We start from the raw sequence: 13,796 nt of genomic DNA on the forward strand, positions 1-13,796 counted from the left end.
GGGATCTGGGCGTAGGCCTGGAAGTTTCACGTGAAACCGAGAAACAGACCCTGATCCGACGTTCCGCGTGAAACAGACAGCTGAAACAGATAGTGAAACAGACACCCGATCCGCGAAGACTGGATGAACGACGATGCATCGGTACAGGTCCCACACCTGCGGCGAGCTCCGCGCCTCTGACGTCGGCAGCGACGTCCGGCTGAGCGGCTGGCTGCACAATCGCCGAGACCTGGGCGGCATCCTCTTCATCGATCTGCGCGATCACTACGGCATCACGCAGCTCGTCGCCCGCCCCGGCACCCCCGCCTACGAGGCCCTCGACAAGGTCTCCAAGGAGTCGACGGTCCGCATCGACGGCAAGGTCGTCTCCCGCGGCACCGAGAACGTGAACCCGGACCTGCCCACCGGCGAGATCGAGGTCGAGGTGAGCGAGGTCGAGCTGCTCGGCGCGGCCGCCCCGCTGCCCTTCACGATCAACGCCGAGGACGGCGTCAACGAGGAGCGGCGCCTGGAGTACCGCTTCCTCGACCTGCGCCGCGAGCGCATGCACCGCAACATCCTGCTGCGTACGGCCGTGATCTCGGCGATCCGTCACAAGATGACGGCGCTGGGCTTCAACGAGATGGCGACGCCGATCCTCAGCGCCACGTCCCCCGAGGGCGCGCGCGACTTCGTGGTCCCCTCCCGTCTGAACCCGGGCAAGTTCTACGCGCTCCCGCAGGCGCCTCAGCAGTTCAAGCAGCTGCTGATGATCTCCGGCTTCGACCGCTACTTCCAGATCGCGCCCTGCTTCCGCGACGAGGACGCGCGTGCGGACCGTTCGCCGGGCGAGTTCTACCAGCTCGACGTGGAGATGTCCTTCGTCGAGCAGGAGGACGTCTTCCAGCCGATCGAGAAGCTCATGACGGAGCTGTTCGAGGAGTTCGGCGGCGGCCGCCACGTCACCTCGCCGTTCCCGCGCATCCCGTTCCGCGAGTCGATGCTGAAGTACGGCTCCGACAAGCCGGACCTGCGGGCCCAGCTGGAGTTGGTGGACATCACCGACATCTTCGAGGGCTCGGAGTTCAAGGCCTTCGCGGGCAAGCACGTGCGCGCCCTGCCGGTGCCGGACGTGTCCGCGCAGCCCCGGAAGTTCTTCGACCAGCTCGGTGACTTCGCGGTCTCGCAGGGTGCGAAGGGTCTGGCCTGGGTGCGGGTGGCCGAGGACGGCTCGCTCACCGGTCCCATCGCGAAGTTCCTGACGGAGGAGAACGTCGCGGAGCTGACGAAGCGGCTTTCGCTCGCCGCGGGCCACGCGGTGTTCTTCGGCGCGGGCGAGTTCGACGAGGTCTCGAAGATCATGGGCGCGGTGCGGGTGGAAGCCGCCAAGCGTGCCGGCCACTTCGAGGAGAACGTGTTCCGCTTCTGCTGGATCGTCGACTTCCCGATGTACGAGAAGGACGAGGACACCGGCAAGATCGACTTCTCGCACAACCCCTTCTCGATGCCCCAGGGCGGCCTGGAGGCCCTGGAGACCCAGGACCCGCTGGACATCCTGGGCTGGCAGTACGACATCGTCTGCAACGGCGTCGAGCTGTCCTCCGGCGCGATCCGTAACCACGAGCCCGACATCATGCTCAAGGCCTTCGAGATCGCGGGCTACGACCGTGAGACCGTCGAGGAGCAGTTCGCCGGCATGCTGCGCGCCTTCCGCTTCGGCGCCCCGCCGCACGGCGGTATCGCCCCGGGCGTCGACCGCATCGTCATGCTCCTCGCGGACGAGCCGAACATCCGGGAGACGATCGCGTTCCCGCTCAACGGCAACGCGCAGGACCTGATGATGGGCGCGCCGACGGAGCTGGACGAGACCCGTCTGCGGGAGCTGCACCTTTCGGTGCGCAAGCCGCAGCCGAAGTAGACCTTCGTCTGCATCCCGGCGCGTTCGAATGGCTCGGAATCGACACCGATTCCGAGCCATTCTCATGTGGTCCTCATGAACCCCCCGTGAATCACAGCTCTTTGACAGGTTTGCTTCATAGCGTCCACGGCCATGACTGAGACCCCCCAACAGACAGCAGCAGAACGGGAATTGACGCGCCGTCGGGTCGTCGTCGCCGGCGGTGCGACGGTCGTTGCCGCGGGTCTGGCGGCCGGCCTGGGCGCGAACGCCTTCGCGGGCGACGCGACCGCCGCCACGGGCGCCGGGCCCCTGGCGACGGACTCCGCAAGCCCGTCCGGCACCCCGGAGGCCTGCTACGTTCTGACCTCGGAGACCACCGAGGGCCCGTACTACATCGACGCGGACAAGCTCCGCCAGGACGTCACCGAGGACGAGGAGGGCATCCCCCTCACCCTCAGACTCAAGGTGATCGACGCCGAGACCTGCAGACCGGTACGGAACGCCGCCGTCGACATCTGGCACTGCTCGGCGCTGGGCATCTACTCGGGCTACGAGGACATGGGCAATGGCGGTGGCGGCGCCCCGCCCTCCGGCGCTCCCACGGACGCGCCCACCGGCCCGCCCCCGTCGGGCGGTCCCGGCGGTCCCGGCGGCCACCAGGAGCCGACCGACGACGAGCGCTATCTGCGCGGCACGTGGCGGACGGACAAACGCGGTCACGTCACCTTCAGGACCGTCTTCCCGGGCTGGTACCGGGGCCGCTGCGTGCACATCCATGTGAAGCTCCACGTGGAGGGCACCTGGACGGACGCGGGGTACGAGGGCGGACACACCTGCCACACGGGCCAGCTGTTCTTCGACGAGGAGTCGGTGCTGGCCTCCGCCGAGGTGGAGCCGTACTCGACGAACACCGCCACCCGGACGACCCTCGACGAGGACATGATCTACCCGGACAACGGCGCCGAGGGTGGCCTGCTCCACCTCAGGTACGACAAGAGGCACATCGCCCGGGGTGTCCACGCCCACCTGACGATGGGTGTGGCCCCGGATGAGACCCACGACAGCTCGGAGTAAGGGCAAGGAGTGGATTAGGTAAGGGAAGCCTTGCCTAATTTCATTATCAGAAGGGGCTCGAAAGTGCCGTATGTTTCGGGCCCCTTTTTGCTCTCTCAGGGAAAGCCACAGTGCTTTCCCATGGTCTTGACAGGCGATTTACCTAGCGTCCGGGCCATGACTGAGACCCAAGGACCGGCGCACAAGCGGAGCATGACACGACGCAAGGTTGTTATCGCAGGTGGAGCGGCCGTCGCGGTCGTGGGCGTGGGCGGCGGCATCGCCGCGACCGCGAACGCGGGCCAGACGACCTCCGACTCTGCGTCGCCTTCGTCCTCGTCGAGCTCCGAGACGTGTTACACGCTGACCTCGGAGACCACCGAGGGCCCGTACTACATCGACGCGGACAAGCTCCGCCAGGACGTCACCGAGGACGAAGAGGGCATCCCCCTGACCCTCAAGCTCAAGGTGATCGACGCGGAGACCTGCAAGCCCGTGAAGAACGCGGCGGTCGACATCTGGCACTGCACCGCGCTGGGTGTCTACTCCGGTTACGAGGCGATGGGCAGCGGCGGTGGCGGTGGCGGCGGTACCCCGCCCTCCGGCTCCCCGTCCGACGCCCCCTCGGGAACCCCCACGGGTGAACCCCCGTCCGGCGCGCCCTCCGGCGCTCCGGGTGGCGGCCACTCGGAGCCGACCGACGACGAGCGCTATCTCCGGGGCACCTGGAAGACCGACAAGCGCGGCTACGTCACCTTCAAGACGGTCTTCCCGGGCTGGTACCAGGGGCGTGCCGTCCACATCCACACGAAGGTCCACGTCGACGGCACCTGGACCGACGCGGGCTACGAGGGTGGCCACACCTGCCACACCGGTCAGTTCTTCTTCGACGAGAAGTCGGTCCTGGCGTCGGCCGAGGTGTCCCCGTACTCCACGAACGCCGCCACCCGCACCACCCTCACCGAGGACACGATCTACCCCCAGAACGGCCATGAGGGTGGGCTCCTGTACCTCAAGTACGACAAGAAGAACATCGCGAAGGGAGTCCGCGCGCACCTGACGATGGGCGTGGCCCCGGACGAGACCCACGACAGCACCGAAACCCAGCCGAGCGCGGCGGCGTCGGCTTCGGCGTCGTAACTCTTCGCACGCACACAAGGGGCGTCCGGGTTCGTGAAGTCCTGGGCGCCTCTCGGCGACAAGTTCGGGCGGGGCGCAGGCTGGGATGCACTCCTGTCAGCCCGCCACCCAGCCCTCCAGGTAGGCCGTCTCGCGAACGGTGCCCCGTCCCGTGAAGAACGAGACGAACGGCATCAGTCCTCTTCCGGCTCCTCGGAGAACAGGTCTTCCGTACGGGTGGCGGTGATGGCTCGGTCGAACCAGCGGATGAGAGTGTCGAGGTCGCTGCAGTCGGTGATCCGGGTGCGGGCGTCGTCGGGGACGGGGATGCCGCGCCGTTCCAGCAGGCGCAGGATCGACGAGGCTTGATTCTCGGCTCTTCCTTCGAGGTAGGCCGTCTCGCGAACCGTGCCCCGGCCGGGGAATCAGCCGACGAAACTCAAGATTTCCCTCCACTTTTCTCCCGCCGGGGTCTTCCTCAGGGAGTTGTCCAGAAAGTCGTTGAAGTAGTCGGCGGACTTCCCGTCCGTCCTCTGAAGGGCGCGGGCCAGTGCCTCCAGTATGGCCTCGATCCGGGGGCTTCGGCCATGTGCGACAGCGGAGAACGCCGCCATCGTGAGGTTCTCGGCCGCGGTCCTCTCGTCGGTGATGACCGGCAGGTTGTCCGGTCCGACGACCAGGGGATACGTCCGTTGCGCGGTCCAGCCCCGGGCTCCGCAGGCGAAGGGGCCGGCCGCCCACTTGGCCGTGGCCCGGTCCTGGCACACCACGAGCAGCAGCGCTGGAAGGCCGTACTTCGCCTGGAGGCACGCGACGTAGTACCCCCAGCTCGATTCCTTGGCCGCGTCCCGGCGCCGCTGGGTCTCGACGGCGAGCACGAAGGTGTCTCCGTCGGACGGGGCGATGCGCAGCACGGTGTCCACGCGGCGCTCCACCGGCCGGATCTCCGTCACGTCGGGGGTGAGCGCGTCCACGGTCACCTTCTCGGGTAACGGGATGCCCAGTACAGCGAAGACCGGGGCGAGGATCTCGGGCCGGTCCTGGAAGATCCGGTGCGAGGCGTGGCGTGTTGTTGCTTCGCGAGAGCGACGAGCCCGACCGGCTACTTTCCCTCTCATCCGTTGGTCTGGCCGCTCTCTTGGGGGAGATACGGGCGAACCAGGGCCGAAAATAAGGTGAGTTTGGTCGGCAACCTTTCCTGACCCCGTGACCACTGATGAGTCGGAAGCCCCTTTCACCGGGCTTCGCACCGCGCACGTGCTCCACACACACGTAAGGACTCATCGTGGCAACCCCCTCCCACCGCCGGTCCCTCCGCAAGCGTCGCTCGATCATGGTTTCTGTTGCCGCTGTGACGGCTGCGGGTCTCGGCGCCGCTGTGTTCGCGTTGAACGCGAACGCGGGTACGGTCGACCTGGCGCACCAGGTGCTGCCCGCCAAGGACGGCTGGGCGGCGTCCGGCACCGGGACGACCGGTGGCTCGAAGGCCGACTCCGCGCATGTCTACACCGTCAGCACCCGCGCCCAGCTTGTGAAGGCGCTGGGCAGCAGCACCAACTCCACGGCGAAGATCATTCAGGTCAAGGGCGTCATCGACGCCAACACCGACGACGCGGGCAAGAAGCTGACCTGCTCCGACTACGCCGCCGGTACGGGCTATTCGCAGGCCGCCTATGTCAAGGCGTACGACCCGGCCACCTACGGCCGCTCCAAGCTGCCCTCGGGCACGCAGGAGACCGCACGGGCGGCCGCGCAGGCCAAGCAGTCGAAGAACATCGTCTTCAAGGTGCCGGCCAACACCACCATCGTGGGCGTGCCGGGCACCAAGGCCGGGATCACCGGTGGCAGCCTGCAGGTCAAGAGCGTGGACAACGTCATCATCCGCAATCTCACGTTCGCCGCCACCGAGGACTGCTTCCCGCAGTGGGACCCGACGGACGGTGACACCGGCAACTGGAACTCCGCGTACGACGCCGTCACCCTGCGCGGCGCCACCCACGTGTGGGCCGACCACAACACGTTCACCGACGCCCCGTCGTTCGACAAGGCCAACAAGACGTTCTACGGCCGCGAGTACCAGATCCACGACGGTGACCTCGACATCACCAACGGTTCGGACCTGGTGACGGTGGAGCGCAACCAGTTCACCAACCACGACAAGACCATGCTGATCGGCAGCAGCGACACCGACAGCGTCGGCAAGCTGCGCGTCTCCATCCACCACAACGTGTGGAAGGGCATCATCCAGCGCGCCCCGCTGGCCCGCATCGGCCAGATCCACCTCTACAACAACTACTTCGACACGACGGCCCTCAACGGCTACGCGCCCCTCTACAGCATCAACTCCCGCGCCAAGGCCCAGGTCGTCGCCCAGAACAACGCCTGGACGGTGCCGTCCGGCGGCAAGGTCGCGAAGCTGCTCAGCGGTGACGGTACGGGCTCGATCGCGGGCAGCGGCAACCTCGTCAACGGTACGACGACCGACCTCGTCGCCGCCTACAACGCCGCGTCGTCGAAGAAGCTGAAGACGACCGTGAACTGGACGCCGACCCTCACCGCCGGGATCGAGTCGTCCGCGAAGAACCTGCCGACGTCGCTGGCGACCACGACCGGAGCCGGGGTCCTCACCAACTAGTTGCCGGGTGCCCGAGCCCGTAGCGAACCGCCCCCGGTCCCCTTTTCCAAGGGGGCCGGGGGCGGCGATTCGCACGTTGTCCTGTCAGGACAGCGACTTGTAGCCGCCCCAGCCCGTGGCGATCTTCGTACGTGCCCCGAACGACCCCTTGCCGTCCCCGTAGTTGCGGTACAGATTGCCGCTGGTGTCACGGGAGACGAGGTCGGCCTTGCCGTCGCGGTTGAGGTCGCCGGTGCCGACGACGGCGTTGTAGGAGCTGCCCCAGTTGCTGAACAGCTTCACCCGGGCCGTGAACGCGCCCTTGCCCGAACCGGCGTACCGGTAAAGGGTGTTGGACTTGTCCTGGGCGATCAGGTCGCCGATGCCGTCGCCGGTGATGTCGCCGACGCCGACGAGCTTCTTGTAGCCCTTCCAGTTGTCGTAGAGCTTCACGCGCGCGGACAGCTTGCCGGTGCTCGTGCCCTTGTAGAGGTACACCGCTCCGGTGGACGTGTTGCGGGTGATCAGGTCGGGGCGGCCGTCACCGCTGATGTCACCGGGCGAGGTGAGGATGTCGTACTGCGTCCAGCCGCTGGTCGCGAGGGTCGTGTACGACGTCGACGGCTTGACCGCGCTGCCGCAGCCCGGCTTGTAGAGGCGCAGGGCCCCGCTGCTGAGGCGGACGAGGACGTCGTTGCAGCGGTCGCCGCTCAGGTCCCCGAACGGGACCGCCTTGATGCCGGCGGCCCACCCGGTGCCGGTGGCCTTGTCGGAGAACTTGCCGCCGCCGGTGCCGAACTGGACGGTCAGACCGCCGGAGGAGTTGAGGGTGAGGAGGTCGCCGACGCCGTCCGGTTCGCCTTCGATGCTGTGGAAGTCGTGGCGTACCGCCGCGCCGCCGAAGACCGTTCCGGTGCCGCTGGTCACGGTCGTTGCCGTGGAGCCGCCGAGGCCGGTCGCCTTGAGGGTCCACTTGAAGCGGCCGTTGGGGAAGTGGCTTCCGTTCGTCGCCTTGCCGTTCCAGGTCGCCGACAGCCAGGCCGTGGCGGCGCCGCCGGTGACCGTGCGGGTGGCCTTGCCGCTCTCGCCGCTCTCGACGGAGGTGAAGGTGAGGGACCAGGAGGTGACGGGGCGGGAGAGGAGCCAGGTGCCGTTCCAGGTCTTGGAGTCGGCGTCGGACGAGTTCAGCCAGACCAGATCGTCGGCGGTCTCGGTCGCGAACACGGTCGGGGCGGACGGGGCCACGCCGGTGGTCGCGATGTGCGTCCGCTCGTACGTGTCGAACCAGGCGACCAGGCCCGTGTACTCGTCCACCGTCCACCGGTAGCGGCGGTCGGTGGCCTGCCCGGAGTCCGGGAGGCCGGAGGCGATCACGCGGGTGGTGCCGGTGGCCGTGTCGGTGAGGACGAGTTCGTCGCTCGCGTGGTCGTGACGCACGGTGAATCCGTCGCCGAGCAGTACGTCACCGGGGGTCACCGGCACCGACGTACCGGCCTTGGTGTCGTACACGCCCGCCGAAGCCGTTCCGCAGGACCAGTACACCCAGCGGCCCGCCGCCTGGAGCTCGGTCGGCACGCAGCCGGCCTTCGGGATCGTGACCGTGGTGAGGGTCTTCTCCTCGGTCAGGCTGTACGAGGTGATCTTGCCGGCGGTGGAGGTGGCGCTCCAGAGGGTGGAGCCGTTCAGCGCGGCGGCGCGGACCGAGCGCTTCAGCTGCTGCCCGTAGCCGAATTCACCGACGTACTGCGCGGGAGTGGAGCCGCCGGAGTTGTAGACCGCGTAGTTGTCGGAGACGTCGACGATCGCGCCGCCCTCGGTCGCGAACTCCAGCGTGCTGTTGGACCAGGCGTCACCGATGGCGATCAGCTTGTCCGCGTTCGGGAGACCGCTGCCGCCCTCGTCCATGTCGCTGAACGTGTCGAGGTAGACGTCCTCGGGATCGGAGCCGCTGTTGCCCCACAGCGGCGAGCAGGTGGTGCCGGCGTACGGGCACGCGGGGCTGATCGAGTCGCCCGCCGTGGCGTCGGAGGCGGTCAGCGTGGTGCCGCCGTCCGTGGTCAGGGTGCGGATCGACGTGGTGTCCAAGGTGCTGGAGGGACTGTCCTCGGCCACCCGCAGGCTGCCCCGGCTCAGCGCGAGGCCCGTCTTAACGTTCTCCGTCGCCGGGATCTCGTACACCTTCGTCAGCGTCGGCGAGCCGTCCTCGGCCAGGCTGACGCGCCGCGTCCACCAGTCGGTGGCGCCGGTGCCGCCGGTGACGAAGGCGTCGTCGCCGGGAGCGGGAACCGCGTACACGCCGGAGTCGGAGAGCAGGGTCCGTGAGGAGCCGTCGAGGAGGGAGACAGCCGTGATCGCCGTGCCGGTGTCCGTGTCCGTGGGCAGCAGCAGCCAGTCGCCGGTCAGGACCGGGTCGCCGTCGAGGGCGGGGAAGGTCGGCAGGCCGATGACCTGTTCCTCGGCGGCCGGGTCGGTGCGGGACTTGACGTGGAGTTCGCCGTTTCCGTCGTCGTACCAGCCGATCCGGTCCTCGCTCTGGACATAGAACGAGTTGGCGGTGACGTCGGTGAAGGCGAGGGTGCCGACGGCCGTGTCGAGGTCGATGTAGTACAGCGAGGCGCCGTTCTCGGCCAGCGCACCGGAGCTGTCCGCGGCCACGACCTGCTGGTCCCCGATGATGAACCAGTCGCCGGTCACGAAGCGTTCGCGCCGCTCGCCGTCCACGGAGTCGATCAGGGTGCGGCCGGTGACGACGGTGTCACCGGCCAGCGCACGGTAGTAGTAGTCCGAGGTGACGGTCGACAGTTCATGCGTCGCCGGGTCCCAGAGGGGGACGGACTTGCTGGTCAGGGACGTCGGCAGGGCGACCAGGTCGCTGTCCGAGCCGTACCAGGCCGTCCGGCACGCCGAGCCGAGCGACGTGCAGCCCGCGCCGGGCGTGTAGACGCCGGCCGCGTTCTCGACGGTGACGGTGGTGCCGTCGTCGTAGTCCGTCCACAGCAGCCCGGCCGTTCCGCTCTGCCGGTGCAGGAAGCCCGTCGTACCGGCGGTGAGCGGCCGGTCGGCGCGCGGAGTGTCCGAGCTCGGGTCGACGAGCGTGATCTCGGTGGTGCCGGTGGCCGTCGCGGGCGCGGCCTGGGCTGAATCAGCGCCCTCGGAAAGGACGGTGACGGCCGTGGCCGCGACGGCGACGGCGAGTGCGGAGACGGCGGCGGCCAGACCGCCCCGTCTCAGGGCGTGTCTGCCCACGTGGATTTTCCCTCCCCGCGAGGGCCCGGCCCTCGCACAAGTGGCCGGATGCTATCCGATCACGCGTCGTGCGTGCCGTCCCACGGTTCGGCGAAGCCGAGCCGGTCCGGGTACAGCTCGGCCCAGCTCTCCTCCTCGTCCTCCTCGATCACCAGGCCGAACAGCACGCCGTCGACGGTGAGTTGGAAGGGGTGGATCGCGATGTCCGTGTAGGCGCGCCGGGGCAGGCTGCGCAGGAGTTTCCCCAGGTGGGCCCGGGCGCGGGCGAGGACCGAGTCATCTCCGTACGGGGCGCGCTGCTGCTCGGCCCAGGTGCCCGCGCACCAGATCTCCGAGTCGCGGTACCGGCCCGCGGCGTCGAAGGTGTGCAGCACCGTGTACAGGCGTTTGTGCTCTTCCCAGCCGTCGTCGGGCCGGTACCCCTCGGGGAACGCATACGTGATCGACGCCAGGAACTGACCGTTCGCGTAGCGACCGATGGTCTCGGTGCGGGACTTCGGCTCGTAGGCGATCGGGATGACTGGAGGGACTGCCATGACGAAACCATACGGGTGGACGCGAACATGCCACCATCGGGGTCGGTTTCCGGCCGGTGGGCGGGGGCGCGGAAAGCCCGCCGCCACCCCAGGTGTCTCCGAAACCGTGAACACTTGACCCCGAAGTGTTCACGGTTTCCAAGAAGGGTCCCCGGCCGGAATCGCAGCGGAACTACTCCGGTGCGCCGCCGAAGCGCTCCTTGTACGACTCCAGGTCCTCGTCCGTGATCTTGGCGAAGAGGACCGGCGGGACCGTGAAGGGGGTGCCCGCCGGGACCGAGTCCAGCGACTTCGCCTCCTCGGCCGTGACCCAGGCGGCCGTGTCGTCCGGCAGGGTGAACGCCGAGCGCATGGCCTTGGCCGACGCCGGGATGAAGGGTTCCGACACCACCGAGTAGAGGTGGATCAGGTTCATCGCCGTACGAAGGGTCAGCGCCGCGCCCTCCAGGTTGGTCTTGATCTCCAGCCAGGGGGCCTTCTCCTCCAGGTAGGAGTTGCCCGCCGACCACAGGGCGCGCAGCGCCGCCGCGGCCTTGCGGAACTGCAGGGCCTCCATCTGGGTCTCGTACTCGGCCAGCAGGCTCGCGATCTCCTCGCCCAGCTTCGCCTCCGCCTCGCCGGCCGCCGCTCCCGCCGGGACCTCCTCGCCGAAGCGCTTCTTGGAGAAGGACAGGACGCGGTTGACGAAGTTGCCGAGGGTGTCCGCCAGGTCCTTGTTCACCGTGGTCGTGAAGTGCTCCCAGGTGAAGGAGGAGTCGTCGGACTCCGGCGCGTTGGCGATCAGGAAGTAGCGCCAGTAGTCCGCCGGGAGGATCTCGAGGGCGTGGTCGGTGAAGACACCGCGCTTCTGGGACGTGGAGAACTTTCCGCCGTAGTACGTCAGCCAGTTGAAGGCCTTGACGTAGTCGACCTTCTTCCACGGCTCGCGCACGCCGAGTTCCGTGGCCGGGAACATCACCGTGTGGAAGGGGACGTTGTCCTTCGCCATGAACTCCGTGTAGCGGACGGTGTCGTCCGCTTCGTACCACCACGACTTCCAGTCCCGGTTCTCCGGGTCTGTGTCTCGCGCGGCGTCTGCCCACTCCTTTGTCGCGCCGATGTACTCGATCGGGGCGTCGAACCAGACGTAGAAGACCTTGCCCTCCGCCGCCAGCTCCGGCCAGGTGTCGGCCGGGACCGGGACGCCCCAGTCCAGGTCACGCGTGATCGCGCGGTCGTGCAGGCCCTCGGTCAGCCACTTGCGGGCGATGGACGAGGCGAGGTGGGGCCACTCGGACTCGTGGCGCGCCACCCACTCCTCGACCTCGTGCTGGAGCCGCGACTGGAGGAGGAAGAGGTGCTTCGTCTCGCGGACCTCCAGGTCCGTCGAGCCGGAGATCGCCGACCGGGGGTTGATCAGGTCGGTCGGGTCCAGCACGCGGGTGCAGTTCTCGCACTGGTCGCCGCGTGCCTTGTCGTAGCCGCAGTGCGGGCAGGTGCCCTCCACGTAACGGTCCGGGAGGAAGCGGCCGTCCGTCGGCGAGTACACCTGGCGGATCGCGCGCTCCTCGATGAAGCCGTTCTCGTTCAGGCGGCGGGCGAAGTGCTGGGTGATCTCGCGGTTCTGCGGGCTGGAGCTGCGGCCGAAGTAGTCGAAGGCCAGCGCGAAGCCGTCGTAGACCGCCTTCTGCGCGTCGTGCGCCTGCGCGCAGAACGCGTCGACCGGGAGGCCCTGCTCCTTCGCCGCCAGTTCGGCCGGGGTGCCGTGCTCGTCCGTCGCGCAGATGTACAGGACGTCGTGGCCGCGCTGGCGGAGGTACCGGGAGTACACGTCCGCCGGGAGCATGGACCCCACCATGTTGCCCAGGTGCTTGATCCCGTTGATGTACGGAAGGGCGCTGGTGATGAGGTGTCGAGCCATCGGGGGCTGCTCCCAAGTCGTTACGTGGGGTGACGATCGTCGGTTCAGGTCGTGTCGCCGGTCGTCTTACGAACCTTGAAATCGTAGCCGACATGGGTGGGCCGCCCGCCTCCCGTTTTACGGGGTGGGAAGCGGGCGGCCGGGGTGAGGCGCTGCGACGCTACGGGCGCCAGTTCGCGAGGACGCCCTCGTAGACCTCTGCGTCCGTCAGTTCGCGGGGGGTCGGGCCCGCGTGGAAGAAGGCCGTGTTGTCGGTCTTCAGCTTGCGGAGGTAGTCGAAGGCCTTGTTGTCGTGCTCACCGAACGCGACGAAGGAGAAGAAGACGGTGGGGTGGTTCTTGGCCGCGTCCGTGAGGGACTGGGTGGCCGGGGTCTTGGCGTCCGGGGCGCCGTCCGTCTGGAAGATCACCAGGGCGGGGTCCGTCGTGCCGGACTTCTCGTAGTGGGCGACGATCTCTTCGACCGCCACGTGGTAGCTCGTACGGCCCATGCGGCCGAGGCCGGCGTGCAGGTCGTCGATCTTGTTCTCGTGCTCGGGGAGGGTGAGCTCGCCGGTGCCGTCCAGTTCGGTGGAGAAGAAGACGACGTGGACGGTCGACTCCGGGTCGAGGTGGGCGGCGAGGGCGAGGGTCTGTTCGCCGAGGGCCTGGGCGGAGCCGTCCTTGTAGTACGGGCGCATCGACGCGGAGCGGTCCAGGACGAGGTAGGTCTTTGCGCGCGTGCCGGTGAGGTCCCTCTTTCCGAGGGCCGTCCCTGCTTCGTTGTACGCGGTGACCAGGGCCGGGGCGTGGGTCTTGACGTGGGCGAGGGGGGTGGCGGCCTCGGCTTCGCCCTCGGCCGTGTCGTTCCCGCCCGCACCACCCGTGCGGCTTTCGTCGTCGGCTGCGGGTGGCCCCTGCGGGGCCTCATCGCCGTCGGCGGCTGCCGGTTCGTCCACGAGGTCGCCCGCCTGCGCGGCGGCGGGTTCCGGTGCCGGAACGGCGGCGGGTTCCGGTGCCGGAGCGGCGGCGGGCTCCTCGGCCTTCGGCTCCGGCTCGGAGATCTCCTCCGGCTCGGCCTCCGCGGCCTCAGCCTCCGGCTCGGGTGCCTCAGCCACAACCACGGCCTCAGCCGCAACCTCCGGCTCGGGTGCCTCAGCCACAACCGCGGCCTCAGCCTCCGGCTCGGGTGCCTCAGCCGCGGCCGCAACCGCGGGCTCCGGCTCGGGTGCCTCGGGCTCGTCCGTAATTTCGGGCTTCGGTTCGGGTGCGGGTGCTTCCGCGACGGCCTCGGCTTCGGGCTCGGCCTCAGCTGCGACCTCGGCTCCAGCCTCGGGCTCGTCCGTAATTTCGGGCTTCGGTTCGGGTGCGGCTGCTTCCGCGACGGCCTCGGCTTCGGGCTCGGCCTCAGCTGCGACCTCGGCTCCAGCCTCGGGCTCGTCCGTAACTTCGGGCTTCGGTTCGGGTGCGG

9 protein-coding genes are annotated in these 13,796 nt (G+C 68.5%); 4 read left to right on the forward strand and 5 right to left on the reverse strand.

The annotated features are described in order from the left end of the window. Nucleotides 1-133 precede the first annotated feature (133 nt). The 3 genes from aspS to AB0D57_RS06975 all read left to right on the forward strand — a co-directional run bounded on the left by aspS (nucleotide 134) and on the right by AB0D57_RS06975 (nucleotide 4,072). A complete protein-coding gene (gene aspS, locus AB0D57_RS06965) occupies nucleotides 134-1,897 on the forward strand; it encodes an aspartate--tRNA ligase (protein ID WP_362067893.1) in 1,764 nt (587 codons plus the stop codon). A gap of 132 nt (nucleotides 1,898-2,029) precedes the next feature. Then, on the forward strand, nucleotides 2,030-2,953 hold the full coding sequence (locus AB0D57_RS06970) for an intradiol ring-cleavage dioxygenase (protein ID WP_362067896.1): 924 nt from the start codon (nucleotides 2,030-2,032) through the stop codon (nucleotides 2,951-2,953). Nucleotides 2,954-3,109: 156 nt separating this feature from the next. Next, nucleotides 3,110-4,072 (forward strand): intradiol ring-cleavage dioxygenase, encoded by a 963-nt coding sequence (locus AB0D57_RS06975; protein ID WP_362067899.1) that lies wholly within the window; start codon nucleotides 3,110-3,112, stop codon nucleotides 4,070-4,072. A 404-nt stretch (nucleotides 4,073-4,476) separates the two neighbouring features. Here the strand turns inward: AB0D57_RS06975 and AB0D57_RS06980 are convergent, their stop codons facing one another. Further along, entirely contained in the window at nucleotides 4,477-5,169 is a 693-nt protein-coding gene (locus AB0D57_RS06980) for a hypothetical protein (RefSeq protein WP_362067902.1), read from the reverse strand. A 215-nt stretch (nucleotides 5,170-5,384) separates the two neighbouring features. Between AB0D57_RS06980 and AB0D57_RS06985 the strand changes: the two genes are divergently transcribed. Then, complete coding sequence (locus AB0D57_RS06985; RefSeq protein ID WP_362068129.1) at nucleotides 5,385-6,686, forward strand: polysaccharide lyase family 1 protein; 1,302 nt, start codon at nucleotides 5,385-5,387, stop codon at nucleotides 6,684-6,686. A gap of 84 nt (nucleotides 6,687-6,770) precedes the next feature. Here the strand turns inward: AB0D57_RS06985 and AB0D57_RS06990 are convergent, their stop codons facing one another. From AB0D57_RS06990 to AB0D57_RS07005, 4 genes are all read right to left on the reverse strand, one after another. Further along, entirely contained in the window at nucleotides 6,771-9,911 is a 3,141-nt protein-coding gene (locus AB0D57_RS06990) for a VCBS repeat-containing protein (RefSeq protein WP_362067905.1), read from the reverse strand. A gap of 59 nt (nucleotides 9,912-9,970) precedes the next feature. Then, entirely contained in the window at nucleotides 9,971-10,447 is a 477-nt protein-coding gene (locus AB0D57_RS06995; RefSeq protein ID WP_362067908.1) for a hypothetical protein, read from the reverse strand. A gap of 172 nt (nucleotides 10,448-10,619) precedes the next feature. After that, the gene (gene metG / locus AB0D57_RS07000; RefSeq protein ID WP_362067911.1) at nucleotides 10,620-12,347 is read right to left on the reverse strand and encodes a methionine--tRNA ligase; all 1,728 of its coding nucleotides are present in this window, start codon (nucleotides 12,345-12,347) and stop codon (nucleotides 10,620-10,622) included. 160 nt (nucleotides 12,348-12,507) lie between these two features. Next, on the reverse strand, nucleotides 12,508-13,796 hold a 1,289-nt coding region (locus AB0D57_RS07005), incomplete at its 5' end, for a VWA domain-containing protein (RefSeq protein WP_362067914.1).

The sequence above is a fragment of the Streptomyces sp. NPDC048275 genome (genome assembly GCF_040652275.1).
Taxonomy (GTDB): domain Bacteria; phylum Actinomycetota; class Actinomycetes; order Streptomycetales; family Streptomycetaceae; genus Streptomyces.

Bases quoted from the DNA above. Each gene is read 5' to 3' on its own strand.
- AB0D57_RS06985 (WP_362068129.1), top strand. From the start codon at position 5,385: ATGGTTTCTGTTGCCGCTGTGACGGCTGCGGGTCTCGGCGCCGCTGTG.
- AB0D57_RS06980 (WP_362067902.1), bottom strand. From the start codon at position 5,169: ATGAGAGGGAAAGTAGCCGGTCGGGCTCGTCGCTCTCGCGAAGCAACA.
- metG (WP_362067911.1), bottom strand. From the start codon at position 12,347: ATGGCTCGACACCTCATCACCAGCGCCCTTCCGTACATCAACGGGATC.
- AB0D57_RS06995 (WP_362067908.1), bottom strand. From the start codon at position 10,447: ATGGCAGTCCCTCCAGTCATCCCGATCGCCTACGAGCCGAAGTCCCGC.
- aspS (WP_362067893.1), top strand. From the start codon at position 134: ATGCATCGGTACAGGTCCCACACCTGCGGCGAGCTCCGCGCCTCTGAC.
- AB0D57_RS06970 (WP_362067896.1), top strand. From the start codon at position 2,030: ATGACTGAGACCCCCCAACAGACAGCAGCAGAACGGGAATTGACGCGC.
- AB0D57_RS06975 (WP_362067899.1), top strand. From the start codon at position 3,110: ATGACTGAGACCCAAGGACCGGCGCACAAGCGGAGCATGACACGACGC.